The organism is Bacteroides sp. AF20-13LB (assembly GCF_003603065.1).
GTDB classification, from domain to species: domain Bacteria; phylum Bacteroidota; class Bacteroidia; order Bacteroidales; family Bacteroidaceae; genus Bacteroides; species Bacteroides uniformis.
Map to the genome: position 1 here is coordinate 31,972 of NZ_QTMH01000019.1, position 20,280 is coordinate 52,251.

Genomic DNA, 20,280 nt, shown 5'->3' on the forward strand with positions numbered 1-20,280 from the left:
ATGGATATGTTATATTATATCTACATAGGTAGCAACCGCGTCACCATCGACCACTTGAGCAAAATTGCAGGAGGCATGTTCATGGCTGTTTCATCCTGCAACAAAGCGGCGAAAGTCATCGACGGTATCCGCGAACGGTACAACACATCCATTCTTTACGAAGAAAGCACCCCTCAAAAGGACAGCCAGAACATCACTTTCCTGCACAAGCGCTTCCCCCGTGTCTACATCATCCTCATCACCGAAGGACTGCAGAAGGAACACCGCAAGCTCTATCTGCAGGCAGGTGTCAACAACACCCTTTCCCCCATGGCCAGCGAAGAGAGCCTCCAGCAAATGACAAAATTCCTCCAACTGCGCAAGGAGCATAAGTTGCAGGAATTCAGCCAGTCACACCGTAAGATATTCAACACCTTCCACCTGCCTATGTGGAAGCGTATCTTCGACATCCTTTTTGCCGTTGCCGTACTGATTGTGCTGTCTCCCATACTCATCGCGACAGCCATAGCCATCCGCGTGGAAAGCAAGGGAAGAGTGATTTACAAGTCCCAGCGTGTGGGCAGCAACTACCAGATATTCAACTTCCTGAAGTTCCGCTCCATGTACACCAATGCCGACAAGCGCCTGAAAGAGCTGAACGCCCTCAACCAATATAAGATAGAAGAAGAGCTTACGGACGAGCAGCCCGATATCCGCTTCGACGACCTGACCGGCACTTCTGAAGAAGAGGCTACCCTGCTGATTTCGGACGATTTTGTCATCTCTGAAGAAGATTTCCTTAAAAAGAAGGCCCAAGAAAAACAGAATACGTTTGTCAAGATAGAGAACGATCCCCGCGTCACCCGCGTAGGCCGTTTCATCCGCAAGTACAGCATTGACGAACTGCCGCAGCTGTTCAACGTCCTCAAAGGAGACATGAGCATCGTGGGCAACCGCCCGCTCCCCCTCTACGAGGCCGAGCTGCTGACCAGCGACGCATATATCGAGCGCTTCATGGCCCCTGCCGGACTGACGGGACTGTGGCAAGTGGAGAAACGAGGCGGTGCCGGGAAGATGTCGGCCGAAGAGCGCAAGCAACTGGACATTAAGTACGCCAAAGAATTTTCATTCTGGCTGGACATGAAGATACTGTGCAAGACGCTGACAGCGTTTGTGCAGAAAGAGAATGTATAAAAATAAAGATAATAGGAATTATATGGCTTTAGAGATGATAAAAAGATATATCAAGTGCATCATTTACAGTGTAATCCTTTTAGGATTGTTGGGGGTACCTTTGTCTGTGGCTGCGCAGCAGGAGTTGACACGGGAGGAGCGCATCAAGATATTGGAGCAACTCAAGATGGAGGATAAAAAAATAGAAGTCAACACATTGGGTTTAATCAGTCCGAAGACATCAATAGATATTGAGAAATTAGAATTGCCCCCTCTATCTGTCTTTCTTGATGCAGTGACAGAGAATGCGTCAGTAAAAAGAGCCCAATCCCAAGTAGAGCAACTCAAGAACCAATATCGCCTGGAAAAGCGGAACTGGTGGAACTACTTCAGACTGAACGGTAACTATTCCTACGGACGCTACAATATTATAGGCAATGCCAGTGACGAGTATACTCCTATGTACCAGACAACGATGTCAAGTGCCCAGCACAACTTCAATGTCGGGGCCAGCGTCGGCATCACCTTAGGAGACTTGTTCAACCGACCACTGAAACTGAAAGACTACCGCTATCAGATAGAGCAATTGCAGTACACGCAGGAAGGAGTTATGGAGGAGCGAAGGCTAAAAGTTCTGGAAGCCTACAATGCGGTTACCGAGCAACTGGCTACCATAAAGGCCAAAGCGGAAACGGCTGCATTGTATAACGCACAGATGAAAATATCTGAAAATAATTTCATACAAGGAGCCATTGATATCATTGCACTTTCTTTGGAACGTGCACGCCGCACCGGTGCCGTGACTAATTATGAGCAAAGCCGCGTAGCTTTACACAATTCAATCGTATTGTTAGAGATGCTGACTAATGTTAAAGTTATAACAGACAAGTAAAACTAATTATGAATATAGTACAATTTTTGGCAAGCTTCTTTTACCGCATCCGTTATTGGTTATTGTGGGGAAGCCTCCTTGTTACAGCATTAGTCATATACTTTACACAGTTTTTACCATACAGTTATACGGTAAACAGCAGTCTATATGCAGGTGTAACCAACAGCACCAATCTGGACGGAAGCCAGCTTATCAATATCAACAGTACCTTCGACAATATCATCAATATAGGCAAGTCCAAAAACACTTTGGCAAAGGTTTCGGTACGTCTGCTTGCAACCAGCCTCGTATACGGTGATGAGTGGAAAGACAACATGTACATTCAAGCCAAACATTATAGGCAGCTCGTCCAAATCCTTCCTAAAGAAGTGCTGGCTTTGGTAGACCGTTCCTCTTTGGATAAAACTACAAATAATCTGATGAATTACCGGAAAGAGAACAGCAGTAATTTTGTCTATTCCATATTCAACCGTCCCTACCCTTATTACAGTTATAGCGCATTAAGCACAATCACCATTAAACGACTGGGTACCAGCGACCTGATAGAATTGGTATATACCTCCTCCGATCCCGGTATTACGCAAAACACCCTCAAGATATTGGAAGATGAACTGTTAAAGGCTTATGAGCAACTCCGGTTCAGTGCCACGAACAGTGCTATCGCCTATTTTGAAGAACAAGTGCGCATAGCCAAAAAAGCACTTACTGCAGAAGAAGATGATTTGACAGACTATAGTGTTCAAAAACAAGTCATCAACTACGACGAGCAATCCAAGGCATTAGCTTTGACCAAATATGCGACGGACGACCGTATGGAAGAAGTGCAGCGAAACTATGGAAGCGCAGTGGCTTTACGCCAGATGTTAGAGAATAAAATGGACATACGTGCCAAGATTATACGCACAAATACTAATTTGTTGCAAGAACTGGAAAAAGTTAGTACCCTGAACCAAAGTATTCTTGAGCAAGAAATATTCACCACAGAACAGAGCCAGCAGAATAGTGATAAACTTCAAAGAGAAAAAGACGCTCTGCAAAAGGCAGAAGAAAAGATAAGCCATCTCTCCGATAATTTAAACGAGTATGGTTTCTCCAAGGAAGGGGTAGGCATTCAAGAAATGGTGACAGAATGGCTGACGGCATGCATCAATGAGGCGAAAGCCAAAGCTGAAGTGAAAGTATTGGTTGACCGCCAACGGGACATTATCGACCAATACCGGGAATTCTCACCCGTAGGCACTCAAATCAAGCGGAAAGAACGTGCCGTAGGCATTGCCGAAGACAATTATCGCCGACAAATAGGAGGCCTTGCCGAAGCACACCTCCGTTTGCAGAATATCAAGATGACAACTGCCAACCTGCAGGTCATAGCATCCCCCGAGTATCCGCTGACAGACAATGGCAGAAAAAGAATTATCTACGTCCTTGCCGCATTCTTCGGCAGTATGATATTCATAAGCGGCTACTTCCTGCTGATTGAATTGTTAGACCGCACTCTCCGCGACCCGGACCGCAGCAAACGCCTGACCGGACTCTCTGTCATTGCAGCATTCAACGGTGTAAGCAACTTGAAGTATCGTGGATTCCTCAAGGCCTGTAACCGGCTTGCCGCTGCCTATAGTTGCCGGCAATTGAACAACTACCTGCACCCGGACCGTCCTACTGTCATAAACCTGCTCAGCATGGAGAAACGTGAAGGAAAATCATTCCTTGCCAAATATTTCATTGATTACTGGGAAACTGAGGGTATAAAAGTGCGCCTTGTAAAATATGACCACGATTTCGATACCCAAAACAAGGGATATGTACAAGCTCAAGAATTGTCTGACTTCTGGGTTCTGAATGAAGCAGAAGAAATACCGGACATCATTTTAGTGGAATATCCTGCTGTCAGTACCGCAACTCTACCTATGTCGGTATTGAAAAAAGCAGATTTCAATTTGCTGATAGCCAACGCCGCCCGATTGTGGGGCAGAGATGACGACACCCGGTTGAAACCGTTAAAGGAAGAATTGGAAGGAACTCCTCTATTTATGTATCTCAACAATGCAGACCGCGAAGTGGTTGAAAGCTTCACCGGAGAATTGCCTCCTCACACCCCGGTTCACAGCTTCTTCAGCCGGTTGGCACAATTAGGTTTAACATCAAAATCAGCAGCTGTCAAATAAATGCAAACGGATATCAAAGGACATAGCATATCTCCCTTGGCGGTAACATTATTAGTGTTCATCATCGGACTGGGTGCGCTCATCTATAGCATATTATTCAGTACTTGGGATATCACTGCATACGTTTGCCTTTCCCCTTTCTTCCTGATAATAGCAATACAAGCATTAAGAAACCCTTTTGCCGGTGTATGTTTCCTATTCACATTCAATTACTTTTTCATTCCCTGGTACAGATACACGCAGGGCAGTGGGTTGAGTGTCTGGTATGATGTCGCAACCGTCACCCTGCTTGTGACGCTCCTGATATATTCCTATCACCAACAAGGTAAGATTGCATGGAAATACACCAAAAACATTCTGACGTTCGGAGGTTGCATATGGGCCATATATACTGCGGCTGAAATCATGAATCCAACAGCTCTCACGGAAGCTTGGATTTACTCCCGTGGAATCATATACAGTACCCTTGTCATGTCATTAATTGGCGTTTTAACAATGACCTCCTACAAGCGGTTGCGCGTCATTATGCTTTTTCTGTCCATATTCACATTGACAGCCGTAGCCAAAGCTGTTTACCAGAAATATGCAGGTTTTGATGAGACAGAAACAACCATGCTGATTGAAACGGAAATGTACAAGACACACCTTTTATCCGATGTCACCCGATATTTTTCCTTTTTCACAGATGCCGGAAATTTCGGTTCCAACATGGGCTTTGCCGCCATTCTGTTCGGTATCTCGGCTATCTTCATAAAAGAACGTTCCATAAGAATCTATTATGCAATTATTGCCGTCTGTTCCATATATGCCTTGTTCATTTCCGGAACCCGCGGTGCACTGTTTGTCCCCATCGGAGGAATCATATTGTTAACTTTCCTCAGTAAAAATATCAAGCTCATGGGAGCTACAGTCTTCTTCGGATTGTTTTTTTATGTCTTTTTCGCCCATACCTATATCGGTGAAAGCAACACTTCCATCAGACGCATGCGTACAGCTTTCAGACCTACAGAAGACGCCTCATACATTGTCCGCAAAGAAAACCAAAAAAGATTGGCTGAATATCTAAAATACAAACCTTTCGGAGAAGGACTTGGTTTGGGAGGGGTAGAAGCCAGAAAATATGGTTCCCGTCTCACAACACTCATTCCCCATGATTCTTTTTATGTCAAGATATGGATGGAAACCGGCATTGTAGGATTAGTGCTTTTTCTTACCATATATGTCTGTACATTGTTAAGAGGTTGCTATCTTATCATGTTTCGGATTAAGAATAACGAGCTACGTGGAATACTCACGGCCATTGCTTGCGGTATTTTCGGACTAATGATAAGTGCCTATGGAAATGCCTTTTTCTTTCAATTCCCTACAGGATTTATAATCATTTTATTTTTGTCAGTTCTGATTAACGGGGAGCATATCGACCAACTGCTGACCCAACAAAAAATGAAAAAGAAATAGAAAATATTAAATAGAAAACATATATGAACGACATTTTTTCCATATTCAATCCCGACTGGTGGATGGACGAGAACAACAATGCCTTGCAAATGACAGACGCGGTTCTTTTCTTATTGCTGGCCATCCCCGTAGCCTACTTGTTTATCTATGCATTGGCCTCCTTGCGGAAATACAAGAATCCCTATCCACCGTCCCCCAAGCGACATCGGTTCCTGGTCCTCTTTGTTGTGCTGAAAAACGGCAAGGAAGTGATAGAGTCCATCAATCATTTCCTTGACACGCAGACGTATCCGAGAGAAAAATACGACATCGCAGTGGCTGCCACACAACTGTCCGAAGAAGATTTGGTTACGCTGCTCCAGATGCCGGTCAACATTGTCGTGCCCGATAAAGAACATTGCACAAAGATATATGCCATACAGCAGGTCATGGAGCGCTATTCTCCTCATGAGTACGATGCCATCACCATATTCAATTCAGACAACAAAGTTGTTCCTAACGCATTAGAGCTTTTCAACAATGCCTACTACTCCGGATGTGATGCCATCCAAGCCCACCGCATGACGGAAAACCTGAATACTAACATCGCCGTATTAAACGCCACCAGCGAAGAAATCAACAACCACCTCTTCCGCAAGGCACATACGGCACTGGGATTCTCCTCCGCCCTCATCGGTTCGGGCATGATGTTTGATTTTGAGATGTTCCAGGAAATCGCTCCCAGATTATCAGGAAGCGATTTGGCCAAAGCTACAGAAATGGAACTTCTGAAGGAAAACATATATACCGAATACATGGAAGAAATAGTCTGCTATTGCAAAAAGACGGACGATACATCGGGGTACAGCAAAGAACGCCAGCGCTGGTTGGGCTCACAGTATCGCAGCTCCATACTGGCATTGCAACAATTTCCGATAGCATTCTTACAAGGAAAGTGGGATTTATGCGAAAAATTATTCCAATGGCTACTTCCATCCCGTTTCCTGCTCATCTTATATATCACGATATGTGCCGTGGCAATGACGTTTCTGGAGTGGCCGCTTGCTACAAAATGGTATGCACTTTTAGCCGTTTTATTCATCACTTTTTTGATGGCCATGCCCGAAGGGGAAATCAGCCGCAAATTCCGGAGCGCTTTCTGGTCTCTGCCCATATTGGTAGTCACCTCTTCCATGAGCCACATCACAAGAATCTTTAAACGGAAAAAGAAAAGAAAGGCAGCAAAATGAGAATCGCCATCGAAGCCCAACGCATTTTCCGCAAAGACAAGCATGGCATGGACTTTGTCATCCTGGAGACACTGAAAGAACTGCAAAAGCGGAAAGACGGTAATGAATATTACGTATTCGTTGCTCCGGGGGAGGACTGGTGCCTGGAAGAATCGGAAAACCTCCATATCATTGAGCTTCGCTGCCCTACTTATCCTTTGTGGGAGCAGATAGCATTGCCCCAGGCCGTCAGGAAGCTGAAAGCGGACTTGCTGCATTGTACATCGAATACAGCCCCGTTATGGTGTCCCGTCCCTTTGGTGCTGACGCTTCATGACATTATCTATTTGGAGCCGCGTCAGCATCGCAGTCCTTCCTTCTATCAGGAAATGGGATGGCATTACCGTCGCCTGATTGTTCCCCGCATCCTGAAGAAAGCAAGAAATATTATTACAGTTTCTCAGTTCGAGTGTACCCGCATACGCGAAGCGCTGCAACTTCCCAAAGAAGTCATTAAAGCCGTTTACAACGGCTACAGCGCTTACTTTACGATGCAGGAAACACCCGATGAGAGTATTGTGCAGAAATACATACCGCACCCAGACTTTCTTTTCTTTCTTGGAAATACAGACCCCAAAAAGAATGCGGCACGTACCCTGAAAGCATACGCGTTGTATCTGAAAGCATCCCAAACGAAACGCCCCCTTCTCATTGCCGATTTAAAAGAAGAATATATCGACCAGCTTCTTCAGCAAGAAGGAATCACCGGGATAAAAGAACATCTGTATTATCCGGGATATATCGGCAACAAAGATTTAGCAACCCTTTATAATGCAGCATTTGCATTTCTCTATCCTTCCTTGCGTGAAAGTTTCGGGATTCCGATACTGGAGGCTATGGCTTGCGGCACTCCCGTAGTGACGGGCAACGTTTCGGCAATGCCCGAAGTAGCCGGTAAAGGTGCCATTTTAGTCGACCCTCAAGAACCGCAAAAAATAGCAGATGCCTTGCTACGCCTGGAAAATGATGCGACACTCTATCAGCAACAAGTAAATTACAGTCTGGAACGTGTAAAACTGTTCTCCTGGAGACACACTGCGCAAGAGTATGTAAATATATATCAAAGTATTCATGATTAACCGGCAAGAATTATGAGAGACTTCATCATCACCAGCCTGCAAACATGGGACATCGAGATAGGCAGTACCATCAAGAATACGGCATTGGAAATTTCAAAGCAGAACCGGGTGCTCTACATCAACACTCCGATGGACATTTCCATCCGGCTGAGAGGGAACAGACAATCTCCGTCCTACATCCGGCGCATGGCTGTCATCAAGGGAGAGACTTCACCGCTCCGGCAAATCAACGCCAACATGTGGGTGCTGGACTGTCCTTTCATGTTGTTCTCGGCCAACTTCCTACCTGCACCGCTTTTCAATATCGTCAACAGAAAAAACAATGCCCGCATAGCCCGATGGATTGTAGAGCAGGCTGCCGCGCTCGACTTCAAAAATTACATCCACCTTATCGATACAGACATTTACCGCAGCCGCTATCTAAAGGAGTATATCCATCCGTCTGTTAGCATCTATTACCGGCGCGACTACGTCATAGGCGAAGCCTACTGGCGCAGGCACGGCACCCGTCTTGAACCGGAACTGGCTGCTTCGGCCGACCTTGTTCTGGCAAACTCCACCCGTTTTGCCGCAGAGTTGCAAGCCTACAATCCCCATACCTACCCCATCGAAACCGGCGTAAACCTAAAGCTGTACAATCCGGCCAAGAAATACGAAACACCCGGTGACATGCAAGACATTCCACGCCCTATCATCGGATATATGGGTACGATAAACAGTACCCGCCTTGACGGAGACCTGCTTTATCAGATAATAAGTCAGCGTCCCGATTATAGTTTTGTGTTCACCGGACCAGAAGATGACATTTTCCGTCGGAACCGTATCCATAGTTTGAAAAATGCCTATTTCACCGGACAAAAAAAAGTGGACGAATTACCGGCCTACATAGCTGCCTACGATGTCTGCATCAATCCGCAAATGGTGAACGAGATTACCGACGGTAACTATCCATTGAAAATAGACGAATACCTGGCTATGGGTAAACCCACTGTCGCAACCAGTACCCACACCATGCGCCACATATTCGCAAATCACACGCACCTGGCCACCACCCCGGAAGAATGGCTTTCGGCCATAGACCGTGCTGTGACCGAAGCCGATGACGAAGAACTTGCCAAACAGCGCATAGCCTTTGCCGAGACCCACAGCTGGGGGCACAGTGTAAAGAAAATATACGACATAATCGATAATTTTTTGAAGGAGAAAGCTACATGAACTATCGTAACATAGACGACCTGAACCATTGCATCCTGCAACATCTCAGCATTCTGCCACGGGATTTCGACCTCATTGTCGGCGTGCCCCGCAGTGGCATGTTTCCCGCCAACCTGCTGGCGCTCTACCTGAACCTGCCGGTCACGGACATAGACTCTTTCCGCAACGGGCATATCTATCAGACCGGAGAACGGGGGAAAACTTTCAACATGAACAATATACATAATGTATTGGTTGTGGATGATAGCATAGCCACGGGAAAAGCCATGAAGAAATGCCGCGAGCTCCTGAAGGACATAGAACATTTATACAACATCCAATATTGCGTCATTTATGCAGTCCCACTACACTCCCATTCCGTAGACTATTTTTTCGAAATAGTCGATTATCCCCGTTTCTTCCAATGGAACATAATGAACCACTCCATCCTGCAAAAAACGTGTATGGACATTGACGGCGTGCTTTGCGCAGACCCCACTCCGGAAGAGAACGACGACGGCGAGAAGTACCGTCATTTCCTGCTGAACACTCCTCCGCTATTCATTCCCAAAGTCACCATCGGCACACTGGTCACTTCACGCTTGGAGAAATACCGTCCGGAGACGGAAGCCTGGCTCCAGAAGAACCATGTAAAATACAATAAGCTCGTCATGCTGAACCTGCCGGATATGGCTGCACGCCAACGGGCGAATTGCCACGCCTCCTTCAAAGCCAAAGAATACGGTTCATCCACAGACAACATGCTGTTTGTAGAAAGTTCCATGACACAAGCTGTCGAAATCAACCGCCTGACCAAGAAACCGGTACTCTGTACGGAAACGTTCCAGATGATTTATGAATCCAAATCGTTGTACTACAACCTGAAGTCGGGAGAAACATTCCCGTGGCTGCGGCGTTTTATGATAAGGATGCGCAACAAATTAAGCTCTCATTCAACCTCTTCCACCTGTAATAATGGCTGTAAAATGTGGAAAAAGTTTTTTCAACGAAGCGTATAACAAAAGATTAACAAGAATAATCACCAAAGGGCTAACAATATAAATAAGCATAAATTGCCAATCAGAAACGGGAGACATAAACTTAAACAGAATACGGACGAACATATTCAAGGGAAGCTGGTGACATGCATACACTAAAAAACAAGAGCTTATCAAAAAATAAGAAGATTTCCATCTTTCCCGTTCCACAAAGTAAGCAGTCAAAGCTATAATCGATACAATGCCCAATAATATGCCGGCATTGGCTACATATAGAAATCCATCTGCTCCTCTTACGCCAATTGTACCTATAGCAAAAAGAAAGTACAAGGCTACTCCCCAAGGAAAAAAAGATTTAAAGTCAGCAACAAAGTTACGTCCGGTAATACTAAACCATGCTCCCACAAAAAAGAAAAAGACAGCATCCATTCTTGGAATCTCCAAAGTTCCCCCTACCAGCCAAATACAACCAAACACTACCAATATATACCAACGAAAATAACGAAGACACCAGTATACTAATGGAGAAAAGGCCAACATGACCATTAAATCACGTATAAACCATAAAGCTCCATTTACCGGCATTCCATTAATATTCCAAAAACTAATCAGATAATCACAAACAGTATAATCGCTCACTTGTTTATAAGCACCTGATGTCAATTGTACCGGTGATAAAACTGTAACAATCCAATGTCCCACAAGTACTACAAAGTTCCAAAACAAATATGGTATTAATAAGGTTTTAATCCTTGACTTTAGCTTCTTTTTATAGACATCAACAGAAAAGGCAGTGCGAAAGAAAAAGAGATACCCTGAAATAAAAAAAAATAAAGGAACTGCCACTGAAGCCAAAATACGTGATATAAAAAAAGAAGTAGTATGATATATCGGTATCCCTGAATCCGGAATATCCAATCCCATAATACCTTCAAAAAAAGAATGCCACAGAACGACTCCAACAATCATAGGAAACCGCAGTACATCTATAACTCTTGATTGCAAAATATTTTTTTCCATTTGATTTAAGTAATCATGTACAAAGTTAATGATTTATAGATGTTTTACAAATTCTCCCCCATTTTTTTCGTGCACTTTTCTTTTTCGTATAGTAAATGGTAGAATACCAATAATTAAGTATCTTTGCCAAGATATTTTTTAACTAATAATGAACATAAAAAAACAACCTTGACCCTCCAAAGCGGAGGTCAAAACGCAGTAAGCATCGAAAAGAATACTGCACACAGTAGAAATCCATTATTGGATCAGTTGGAAATCATTGCAGAGGCAATTGGCGGCTTGCTGGAAGGGAAATCGTCTTTCTCCCAAAGCGAACTGCGCAGTCTGGCCCACATACGGCAGATGACACGTATGCACAAAACAAAGTCCGGAGAGTAATAGCCACTGTGAGTCAAATGTTTACGAATGTAACAAGTAGAAGGCCGCCTAAAGAGCGAGCTCCACCGGCTACTTTCTATAAAAAAATCACATATTTCACCATTGTAGGCTTCAGTTCCCCAGACGAAGGCCAGAACCCCCATACAATAGCTTCTGGACACGCCAAAGCATACATTAAGCCTACAAAAGTCCATTTGCAGGCTTATCCTATTATCCCTACCTTTGCATCACTAAACATAGAGAAAAATACTACGGAAAACGCCGTCGCCACAACAAGCAGCCCCGCTTTACGCACTACTTTTTCCCTCTAAAAAAATATATATGAAAAAGAATTTTTATTTCCAACACTCCTTAATGTCAATGTTCGACCCCAGAATGAAACACTTGGTAGACAACGAAGGACTCAGAGGACTGGGTGCCTACTGGATTATCATCGAAAAACTGTCAATCTTGCCAGAACCGCGCGCGCAACTGGATTATCTCCGTGCCTACTGCGACAGCAAGAAAATTACCTTATGCTACCTTAAGAAAATCATCCTGGAATACGACCTTTTTGAACTGGACGAAGACGGATACTTTATGCCCAAAGAGTTGAATCCCCTACACAAAAAAGGCGAAAAAACGGAAAAAACTACTCAGGAAAAGCCGGATTCCAAAGCAAAAAATGACGAAAAACAGCAAAAAGTATCGAGGAATAAAAGCAAAAAACAGTCTGATTTGTCAAGCAATACACTAAACAACAAGCATTTAGCTAAAAACGCCACAAATACTAATAAGAAGACTATAGATATTAATAAAACAACAACAGCAACAACAGAAGAAAAAGAAGCTGCTGCTGCCGATGCACTTTCATCACCCCAAACAACACCCGCTCCCATCGAACCCTGGCATACGCTGATAGACAAACTCACCGAAGAAAGTGCCTGGCTGGACGTGGCCTGCATGCACAGCGGCTATGGCAGCTTGCTGAAGACGCACATCAAAGAGGCTGTGGAGGTATTCAGGCAGCACGTCATACTGCACGACAACGGCAATGTGCTGCTGAACATGAAAGACACCCGACAATATTTCGTCAACTTTGTAAGGGCCGGCCAGCGCACCTCGCAGGAACTGCATATGCTGTTGCAGGGCCTCGAAAAGCAGCAGTCCGCCGCTGCACCTCCCGACCCCTACCGCTACGAGCTGCTTGTGGACGGACGGCGCACCTACCTGGGCTGCCCCATCCCCGACGGAGCGCCACCCCGACCAGACAATACCGCCTTCTGGAACGAAACTGCCCGTTCGTGGACGTCGCAAACCCCGCCGCCTTCATCGAAAAAGCCGAAACAGAAACCCGGCTGAAACGCCACACTCCGGCATCCGGAATGCCACACGTCAGCGTTCCGAATGCCACATGTCAACGTTCCGAATGCCACACCTCAGCACGTCCCAAGTGTGGCATTTACCCTCGTGAAGTGTGGCATTCCAACCCGCTAAGTGTGGCATTTCAACCCCTCAGGCTGCCCTGAAACTAAAATCTGCGTCTAAAAAATTATCAGAAAACTACTAAAGCAAACCTATATGAGAAATTTCCATCAACGCGGCATTGACACCCGCGGCCGCATCAGCGGCAAAATCAAGACCATCTGCCCGCAATGCAACGACACCCGCGGACACAAAGGCAACAAGTCACTCTCCGTAGACCTGGACAAAGGCCTGTGCTACTGCCACCACTGCGGCTACAAGCTCTACGTGCCCGACGACGCCGAAGAACGCCTCAAGCAGCAGCGCCGCGACATGCACCGGAAGCCCTCCGCACCGCCCCAGCACTTCCGCCGTCCCACCTTCGACCCTGCCCGGATGCAACTCTCCGAGAACCTGGAACGCTACTGGAGCACCGTGCGCTGCCTGCCGCAGGAACTGCTGCGCACCCTGCGCATCACCGAAGAGACGGTGCGCCTGCCGGAGAGCAGCCAGGAGGAGAACTGCATCTGCTTCAACTACTTCGAGAACGGGACGCTCGTCAACACCAAGTACCGCAGCGCCCTGAAACACTTCATGATGGTGAAGGGCGCCGAACTCATCCCCTACAACGTGGACAGCATCCTCGGCACCCCGGAGTGCATCATCACCGAAGGCGAGTTCGACGCGGCAGCCATCATCGCCGCCGGACGCAAGGACGTCATTTCCGTGCCCGCCGGCGCCCAGAGCAACCTCACGTGGCTGGACCGCTTCGTGGAGTCGCACTTCGAAGACAAGCAGGCCCTCTACATCGCCGTAGACGAGGACCCGGCAGGGCAGTCGCTCCGGCAGGAACTCACGCGCCGCCTCGGAGTGGAACGCTGCCGCATCGTGCACTTCGGCGAGGGCTGCAAGGATGCCAACGAGCATCTGGTGAAATACGGCGCCGAAAGCCTCCGCATCTGCATCGAGCAAGCCGAAGAAGTGCCCCTGGAAGGCATCTTCACCGCCGAAGACTGCCGCGACGACCTGCGCTCCCTCTACGAGAACGGCCTGCAGCGGGGTGCCGACACCGGCTGGGACAACTTCGACGAACACTGCACCTTCGAGCCCCGCCGCCTGCTGGTGATGACCGGACGCCCCGGCGACGGCAAGTCCGAATTCACCGACGAGCTGGTGCTGCGCCTCTGCCTGCGCCACGAGTGGAAAATCGCCTTCTTCAGCCCCGAAAACATGCCCATCGCCTACCATCTGCACAAGCTGGCGGAGAAGCTGACCGGCCACCGCTTCACCCCCGGACCGGGCATGACGGAAGCCGTCTACGGGCAGGCAGTGGGCTGGCTGGACCGCAACGTGTCGCACATCCTGCCCGACGACGGGAGCTACGGCATCGACCACATCCTGGAGAAAGCCCGCCAGGTGGTGCGCCGCAAAGGGGTGCGCATCCTCGTCATCGACCCCATGAACCGCCTGGAACAACGTCTGGAACCGGGGCAGACGGAAATGGACTACATCACCGACACGCTGAACAAGCTGGGACGCTTCGCCACCCGCAACCAGTGCCTCGTCATCCTCGTGGCCCACCCCCGCAAGGTGAACCGCAACGAAAAGGACGGCACCCGGCGCCGTGTCGAGATGAACGACATCAACGGCTCTGCCAACTTCGCCAACATGTCCGACTTCTGCCTCGTGGTAGACCGTAACGACACGAAACAGATAGCCACCATCTACATCGAGAAAGTCCGCTTCAAGCACCTGGGCAGCGCCCACACCGAGGCCAAGTTCGTCTACAACCACCTGAACGGACGCTACTGGCCCTGCGAGGAAGACGTCATCCACCCCCCCCAAGGAGAGCAACTGGGACCGGTGAACACGCAGTTCGACAATGAGAATTGGTTGAAAAATAATGAAGAACAAGGCAGGTTATTCGAGTAAAAATCCGTATCTTTACAAGACGGAAAGAAGAGAATAGGTGCAAGCATGTGCAAACTGTGCAATCACGTGTTATCCCTATCAAAGAAAACATACAACCTGAACTTTAAAGAATATGATGAAACAGAATGATTCCTTTGCAGAGCCACGCTTCCCCGTCCGCAGTTACGGGAAAGGCGAACTGGCCATGTACTACCTTCCGGGCATTGCCCAGCAGACTGCCGTCAACCGGCTGAACGAATGGATACGCACCGCCCCCGGGCTGGAACAACGCCTGCTTGCCACGGGCATGAACCCTTATTGCCGACGGTACACGCCCGCACAAGTGCAGCTTATGATTAATGTCTTCGGGGAGCCTTCTTAGAAGGTTCCCCCCCTTTTCACATAAATCCTCACCCCCACTCTGTCTATATGCTCACGCAATGCCTCGTTTTCAAGATTGGCATATACCACCACTTCACGCACTTCATCAAAACGAGCTAAAACAGCACATATCCTGATTACTGTTTTCCAACATATTCCATGTCTTTTTATTCAGTTTACGCACATCTATGCGAATACAAATATACCTCCTATTTGTCACAAATCCAAAACAAAAGAAACAATAACCTCCCTTATCCTCTCCCAACCTCCTCCTACCTCCCCCAACCTCCCATCCTCCCTGCCCCATGTCCTATCTTTGTATCAACGAAACGGAGCAGAGGCCATCGCCGCGGAGACACCTCCTTTCCCCCTTCGGAATGAAACATTAACCATTAAACATCAAACATCATGCCAACAGCATTAGTAGTGCGCACACAGCGCCACAAGAAAATCGGAGACAGCAGCTCCCCCATGGTCTACACCCTGAAACGCAAGCCCCAAGATGCCAAAATCTTCGACCTTGCCCGTATCGCGCAAGACATTGAAGCACTGGGAGCCATGTCGGCCGAAGACGTGGAGCACGTAGGCAAAGCCATCGTACGACAGATGCGCCAGACGCTGACGGACGGCAACAGTGTCCGTCTGGACGGCTTCGGCATCTTCCACACCACCTTTAAATGCCGTGCCACCGAACTGGCCAAAGACTGCACCGTGAAAAACATCGAACGCGTCAATATCCGCTTCAAGGTAGCCAACACCCTGCGGCTGGTGAACGACAGCAACGCCACCACCAAAGGTGGAGCAAACAACCTCATCTTTGAGCTTGTAACTGCCGACAAGGATAGCACCGGTGGAGGTTCCGGCGGCAATAATCCCGATGGCGGAGGTTCCGACGGAGACCAAGGAGAGAATCCGCTGGGATAAAAAAATAGGGGTTAGCGATAAGCTTGTGTTCCCTAACCCCTACCCCTAATCACTAACCCCTAACCATTAACCATTATGAGTACAAAATCATCAGCCTGGGATAAGATTCTGAAAGTAATCATTGCTGTAGCTTCGGCACTTTTGGGTGCATTCAGCGCACACGCCATGAACAGCGGTGGTCCCTTTTAGCGAACAGCCCCCAAAGGCAAACAGTAAAGAAAAATGAGAAAAATTGATTTGATTGTGATACATTGCAGCGCCACGTGCGAGGACCGTCCCTTTACCGGGCAAGCTCTGGAAGCCGCGCACCGCCGACGTGGATTTGATGGCACGGGCTATCATTTCTACATCCGCCGTGACGGACAAATCCTGACTACCCGCCCGGTCGAGAGGGCCGGCGCCCACGCCCGCGGCTACAATGCCCACTCTATCGGAATCGCCTATGAAGGCGGATTGGACCACTATGGGAATCCCAAAGACACACGCACGGAATGGCAACGCCACTCGCTCCGCGTATTGGTCCGCGCTTTGCTGATGGACTATCCGGAAGCAAAAGTGGCGGGACATCGCGACCTCAGCCCCGACCTGAACAACAACGGAGAGGTGGAACCGATGGAATGGACGAAACAATGCCCGTGTTTTGAAGTAAAAAAAGAGAAGTGGTAACCAAGAAAAGGGAGGTGACAAAGCATGACAAAAGCTTTGCCACCTCATTTTTTATTCATACATTTGTTCTAATTAAGCAAAATGCGCATCAAACAAAGTTCAGCCGTATGAAGTACCCTATTGGAATACAGAGTTTTGAGAGCCTTATCAATGACGGATATATCTATGTGGACAAAACCGCCCTGATTTATCAGTTAGTACATACCGGTCGTTACTACTTCCTGAGCCGCCCGCGGAGATTCGGAAAGAGTCTGCTCATCAGCACACTGGAAGCCTACTTCAACGGGCAGCAGGAACTGTTCAAGGGACTGGAAATGGAACGGCTCGAAAAAGAATGGACGAAATATCCGGTACTGCATTTGGATTTGAACACGAGTAAATACGATGAGAAGAACAGTCTTATCGACATATTGAACGATACCCTCTGCCAATGGGAAAACATCTACGGAGCCGTCTCCAGCGAAGTCAACCCCGAACTGCGCTTCAAGGGAATCATCCGCCGCGCCTACGAGCAGACCGGCCAGCGCGTGGTCATCCTCGTGGACGAATACGACAAACCCATGCTCCAGTCCATAGGCAACGAGGAACTGCAGAACGAATACCGCAACACGCTCAAAGCCTTCTACTCCGTAATGAAGACGCAAGACCGGTATATCCGTTTCGGATTCCTGACGGGGGTGACGAAATTCGGAAAGGTCAGTGTGTTCAGCGACCTGAACAACCTGATAGACCTCTCCATGGACCGACAGTTCCAGACGCTCTGCGGAATGACCGACAAGGAGATACACACCTATTTTGAAGAACCGCTGCACCAGATAGCCGAAAACTACGGTATCACCTACGACGAAGTCTGCCTGCGACTGAAAGAACGGTACGACGGCTACCGCTTCCGTCAGAACGGAACCAATCTGTATAACCCCTTCAGCCTGCTGAATACGTCCCGTTCCTTGGAGTTCGGCAGCTACTGGTTCGAGACCGGCACCCCCACCTACCTTGTGAAACTGCTGAAAGACAACAACTTCTGTCTGCCCGACCTTACGAGTGAAGGAGTGACTGCAGAGACACTGACAGACGTGGAGTCGTTCAAGGATAATCCCATTGCCGTGATTTACCAAAGCGGCTACCTCACGATAAAGGAATATGACGAAGAATTCAACATCTATCGGCTGGGATTCCCCAACAAGGAAGTGGCCGAAGGATTCATCAAATATCTGGTTCCCTACTACATGCCGATAAAGGACAGTGAATCCGTCTATTAATAGATGAACAACAATGCCACTTGCTAAAAATGAAGCCAGCGCTTCACCTTATCCTTCAGATTTATATTGACCATGAAGCCAACCAACCACTTTTTAGCGGCCATAGGCATCATATAGAACAGAAGAAAAGGAAGCAGCTTCATCAAATTTTTATCCAAATGCCAATGTGACGGATAAGAAAAATGGCGGGATAAAAGATTTTCCAGATATTGCCGCTTCTTCTCCGGCGAAATACATGCAGAAGCATATACCCGGTTGGCATGATAAAGGCTCATTTTCATGATGTCCAACATCAGTCCGTTATAGAAAGACTCGCCGGTCAAAGAGTGTATATACCCAGACTTCAACAACTGCGTACCAATATATTGTTCTGTCAAAAACTCTGAATACCCTTGCAGCTCTTTCAAACTGGTGACCGATTGAGGATTATAAGTAAAGAACAGTGTACAATCCGGCAACAAGCGGCAAGAACGGGCCCGCAATATCACTTGATACGTAAACCAAGGGTCATCAATCAGATAATGAGGAATACAACGAACCTCATTTTTGCGCAGAAAATCCGTCCGATAAAGCTTGTTCCAAGTAGCTACAAAGATATTCTGCCCCCGTCCGTAACGATATTTAGCCACTGCATAATCTCCATCAGTAATTAGAGTATCCTCGTACTGGCATCCACCGGGATACACTTTTCCTTCCAAATCACGCCGGACGAAGGATGCCGCCACAAAATCCACTGGATGTTCCTGCATCTTATTATACAGCAATTCAATGCACTCCGGTATAAGCACATCGTCGCAATCCATTGTAAACAGATATTCCCCCGTCGCCTTCTCGACAATGGTATTACGTGCCGCCCCCGTACCCTGATTGACCACTTGGTCGATAATACGGACAGCACTTCCGCGTGGATGTTCCCCGGCTACCCTGCGAACTATATCCATACTATCCCCTTTATCATCGACAAAAATAAATTCAATGTTCGGATACGTTTGGTTAAGGGCAGACAATAATGTACGCTCTATAAGACCCGCAGCATTATAAATAGGTATGCCCAGCGTTATAAGCGGAAGAGTATTCATCTTTTTATCCATCGTTTCATTGTACGTAAAAAACGTTGCACATCCAGTATCAACAGAGGGGAAAGCGAAGCCAGACATAAGACAGCATAATCAATGGACAACCGGAAAGGCAATCGCTCTAACGCCGACCTTAGAGCCAATCTCTCCCGGCCAATGAACTCGCCTTTCTCTTTTCTATTATCACAAGCTGTATCCAGCCAAATGTGTACCCGTCGTATATCGTGTACACAAACCCTCATCCAGAAATCAGGGGCCGGATGTTCTTTCACATAGTCACTGTGGTTTTCGAGCCCTTCCAATAAAGACTCTATAATTCTTTTCTGATTATCAACATGATGAGACACCGACTGACTACGCATCCGATAATAATAAGCATCGACCGGAAGTGAACAGACAGCATTGGCATGATAAAAACAAAGAGGATTCAGCACACAATCCTCTGCCTTATTCCCTGGAATATAACGCAAACGGTGCTTTATCAGCAGGTCACGGAGTATCAAGCGATTGGTCAGTACCGGATTGTAATAGAAATCCTGATAGAGCTCTATCCCCGTCTTTATCGGTGATTCAGGTACGTCAAATCCGACAAAACGCCTGCATTTGCCGTCTTCAAAAGCCACATTATTGAATATCAGCATGTCCAAATGGCTTTCGCGGGTCTTCTCATAAAAACGAGACAACAAGCCGGGAGCAATGAAATCATCGCTGTCAACAAACCAGATGTATTTGCCGACCGCCTTTTCAATGGCTTCATTCCGAGTTTCAGCCGCTCCGGAATTAAGATGGGTAAAAACACGGATATTAGCATAATCAGCCCCATATTTCTGTGCTATCCGCAGACTTCCGTCAGTAGACCCGTCATCATAGAGTATTATCTCATATAGCTCTGACGGAACATCCTGATTCAACAAGCTATCTACACATTCAGACAGATAATCTTCCACATTGTATACCGGAACAATAAAACTCAGCCATTTCTCCATAAATTCATTATTCAACCATTTACCTAC

At 47.3% G+C, this 20,280-nt stretch carries 18 protein-coding genes and 1 pseudogene; 16 read left to right on the forward strand and 3 right to left on the reverse strand.

The genetic code is table 11. The features are described 5' to 3' along the window. Positions 1 to 6: 6 nt before the first annotated feature. Genes DWX62_RS22510 through DWX62_RS19395 form a run of 8 tightly spaced genes read left to right on the forward strand, consistent with a single transcriptional unit; the run spans position 7 to position 10,230 of the window. Positions 7 to 1,173, forward strand: a complete 1,167-nt coding sequence (locus DWX62_RS22510; protein ID WP_034529835.1) for a sugar transferase — start codon at positions 7 to 9, stop codon at positions 1,171 to 1,173. Between the two features lie 34 nt (positions 1,174 to 1,207). Continuing rightward, on the forward strand, positions 1,208 to 2,044 hold the full coding sequence (locus tag DWX62_RS19365) for a TolC family protein (RefSeq protein ID WP_165859029.1): 837 nt from the start codon (positions 1,208 to 1,210) through the stop codon (positions 2,042 to 2,044). A gap of 8 nt (positions 2,045 to 2,052) precedes the next feature. After that, entirely contained in the window at positions 2,053 to 4,212 is a 2,160-nt protein-coding gene (locus tag DWX62_RS19370) for a hypothetical protein (RefSeq protein WP_005827501.1), read from the forward strand. After that, complete coding sequence (locus DWX62_RS19375) at positions 4,213 to 5,670, forward strand: O-antigen ligase family protein (protein ID WP_005827499.1); 1,458 nt, start codon at positions 4,213 to 4,215, stop codon at positions 5,668 to 5,670. 23 nt (positions 5,671 to 5,693) lie between these two features. Then, a complete protein-coding gene (locus DWX62_RS19380; protein WP_005827498.1) occupies positions 5,694 to 6,899 on the forward strand; it encodes a glycosyltransferase family 2 protein in 1,206 nt (401 codons plus the stop codon). Then, on the forward strand, positions 6,896 to 8,017 hold the full coding sequence (locus DWX62_RS19385; protein ID WP_120173102.1) for a glycosyltransferase family 1 protein: 1,122 nt from the start codon (positions 6,896 to 6,898) through the stop codon (positions 8,015 to 8,017). The genes DWX62_RS19380 and DWX62_RS19385 overlap by 4 nt, the downstream gene beginning before the upstream one ends. 12 nt (positions 8,018 to 8,029) lie before the next feature. Then, the gene (locus tag DWX62_RS19390; RefSeq protein WP_005827494.1) at positions 8,030 to 9,232 is read left to right on the forward strand and encodes a glycosyltransferase; all 1,203 of its coding nucleotides are present in this window, start codon (positions 8,030 to 8,032) and stop codon (positions 9,230 to 9,232) included. Further along, positions 9,229 to 10,230, forward strand: a complete 1,002-nt coding sequence (locus tag DWX62_RS19395) for a phosphoribosyltransferase family protein (protein WP_009038304.1) — start codon at positions 9,229 to 9,231, stop codon at positions 10,228 to 10,230. Before DWX62_RS19390 ends, DWX62_RS19395 begins: the two co-directional genes overlap by 4 nt. On the opposite strand, the gene DWX62_RS19400 is transcribed toward DWX62_RS19395, so the two are convergent. Further along, positions 10,165 to 11,229, reverse strand: a complete 1,065-nt coding sequence (locus DWX62_RS19400; protein ID WP_009038303.1) for an acyltransferase — start codon at positions 11,227 to 11,229, stop codon at positions 10,165 to 10,167. The genes DWX62_RS19395 and DWX62_RS19400 overlap by 66 nt on opposite strands. 168 nt (positions 11,230 to 11,397) lie before the next feature. On the opposite strand from DWX62_RS19400, the gene DWX62_RS19405 reads away from it, so the two are divergent. From DWX62_RS19405 to DWX62_RS19445, 8 genes and pseudogenes are all read left to right on the forward strand, one after another. After that, the gene (locus DWX62_RS19405) at positions 11,398 to 11,607 is read left to right on the forward strand and encodes a hypothetical protein (protein WP_229031894.1); all 210 of its coding nucleotides are present in this window, start codon (positions 11,398 to 11,400) and stop codon (positions 11,605 to 11,607) included. A 321-nt stretch (positions 11,608 to 11,928) separates the two neighbouring features. Continuing rightward, positions 11,929 to 12,948, forward strand: a complete 1,020-nt coding sequence (locus DWX62_RS19415; protein WP_005827485.1) for a DUF4373 domain-containing protein — start codon at positions 11,929 to 11,931, stop codon at positions 12,946 to 12,948. Between the two features lie 219 nt (positions 12,949 to 13,167). Next, on the forward strand, positions 13,168 to 14,982 hold the full coding sequence (locus DWX62_RS19420; protein ID WP_120173103.1) for a bifunctional DNA primase/helicase: 1,815 nt from the start codon (positions 13,168 to 13,170) through the stop codon (positions 14,980 to 14,982). Between the two features lie 112 nt (positions 14,983 to 15,094). Beyond that, a complete protein-coding gene (locus tag DWX62_RS19425) occupies positions 15,095 to 15,343 on the forward strand; it encodes a DUF4248 domain-containing protein (protein ID WP_005827481.1) in 249 nt (82 codons plus the stop codon). Positions 15,344 to 15,750: 407 nt separating this feature from the next. Further along, entirely contained in the window at positions 15,751 to 16,266 is a 516-nt protein-coding gene (locus tag DWX62_RS19435) for an HU family DNA-binding protein (protein ID WP_009038298.1), read from the forward strand. A gap of 75 nt (positions 16,267 to 16,341) precedes the next feature. Beyond that, the gene (locus tag DWX62_RS22070; RefSeq protein WP_005827475.1) at positions 16,342 to 16,455 is read left to right on the forward strand and encodes a smalltalk protein; all 114 of its coding nucleotides are present in this window, start codon (positions 16,342 to 16,344) and stop codon (positions 16,453 to 16,455) included. 33 nt (positions 16,456 to 16,488) lie between these two features. Next, positions 16,489 to 16,932, forward strand: a complete 444-nt coding sequence (locus tag DWX62_RS19440) for an N-acetylmuramoyl-L-alanine amidase (protein WP_005827473.1) — start codon at positions 16,489 to 16,491, stop codon at positions 16,930 to 16,932. Between the two features lie 107 nt (positions 16,933 to 17,039). After that, positions 17,040 to 18,158: pseudogene (locus DWX62_RS19445) on the forward strand (AAA family ATPase); the annotation flags it as partial. 56 nt (positions 18,159 to 18,214) lie between these two features. Here the strand turns inward: DWX62_RS19445 and DWX62_RS19450 are convergent. Together DWX62_RS19450 and DWX62_RS19455 are read right to left on the reverse strand one after the other, a co-directional pair. Then, positions 18,215 to 19,282, reverse strand: a complete 1,068-nt coding sequence (locus DWX62_RS19450; protein ID WP_005827470.1) for a glycosyltransferase family 2 protein — start codon at positions 19,280 to 19,282, stop codon at positions 18,215 to 18,217. Beyond that, positions 19,267 to 20,253, reverse strand: coding sequence for a glycosyltransferase (locus DWX62_RS19455; protein WP_005827468.1), 987 nt, complete (start codon positions 20,251 to 20,253; stop codon positions 19,267 to 19,269). The genes DWX62_RS19450 and DWX62_RS19455 overlap by 16 nt, the downstream gene beginning before the upstream one ends. Between the last annotated feature and the right edge of the window lie 27 nt (positions 20,254 to 20,280).

Excerpts from the sequence above, each read along its gene's own strand:
- DWX62_RS22510 (WP_034529835.1), top strand. The coding sequence starts at position 7 with ATGTTATATTATATCTACATAGGTAGCAACCGCGTCACCATCGACCAC.
- DWX62_RS19365 (WP_165859029.1), top strand. The coding sequence starts at position 1,208 with ATGATAAAAAGATATATCAAGTGCATCATTTACAGTGTAATCCTTTTA.
- DWX62_RS19370 (WP_005827501.1), top strand. The coding sequence starts at position 2,053 with ATGAATATAGTACAATTTTTGGCAAGCTTCTTTTACCGCATCCGTTAT.
- DWX62_RS19375 (WP_005827499.1), top strand. The coding sequence starts at position 4,213 with ATGCAAACGGATATCAAAGGACATAGCATATCTCCCTTGGCGGTAACA.
- DWX62_RS19380 (WP_005827498.1), top strand. The coding sequence starts at position 5,694 with ATGAACGACATTTTTTCCATATTCAATCCCGACTGGTGGATGGACGAG.
- DWX62_RS19385 (WP_120173102.1), top strand. The coding sequence starts at position 6,896 with ATGAGAATCGCCATCGAAGCCCAACGCATTTTCCGCAAAGACAAGCAT.
- DWX62_RS19390 (WP_005827494.1), top strand. The coding sequence starts at position 8,030 with ATGAGAGACTTCATCATCACCAGCCTGCAAACATGGGACATCGAGATA.
- DWX62_RS19395 (WP_009038304.1), top strand. The coding sequence starts at position 9,229 with ATGAACTATCGTAACATAGACGACCTGAACCATTGCATCCTGCAACAT.
- DWX62_RS19400 (WP_009038303.1), bottom strand. The coding sequence starts at position 11,229 with ATGGAAAAAAATATTTTGCAATCAAGAGTTATAGATGTACTGCGGTTT.
- DWX62_RS19415 (WP_005827485.1), top strand. The coding sequence starts at position 11,929 with ATGAAAAAGAATTTTTATTTCCAACACTCCTTAATGTCAATGTTCGAC.
- DWX62_RS19420 (WP_120173103.1), top strand. The coding sequence starts at position 13,168 with ATGAGAAATTTCCATCAACGCGGCATTGACACCCGCGGCCGCATCAGC.
- DWX62_RS19425 (WP_005827481.1), top strand. The coding sequence starts at position 15,095 with ATGATGAAACAGAATGATTCCTTTGCAGAGCCACGCTTCCCCGTCCGC.
- DWX62_RS19435 (WP_009038298.1), top strand. The coding sequence starts at position 15,751 with ATGCCAACAGCATTAGTAGTGCGCACACAGCGCCACAAGAAAATCGGA.
- DWX62_RS22070 (WP_005827475.1), top strand. The coding sequence starts at position 16,342 with ATGAGTACAAAATCATCAGCCTGGGATAAGATTCTGAAAGTAATCATT.
- DWX62_RS19440 (WP_005827473.1), top strand. The coding sequence starts at position 16,489 with ATGAGAAAAATTGATTTGATTGTGATACATTGCAGCGCCACGTGCGAG.
- DWX62_RS19450 (WP_005827470.1), bottom strand. The coding sequence starts at position 19,282 with ATGGATAAAAAGATGAATACTCTTCCGCTTATAACGCTGGGCATACCT.
- DWX62_RS19455 (WP_005827468.1), bottom strand. The coding sequence starts at position 20,253 with ATGGAGAAATGGCTGAGTTTTATTGTTCCGGTATACAATGTGGAAGAT.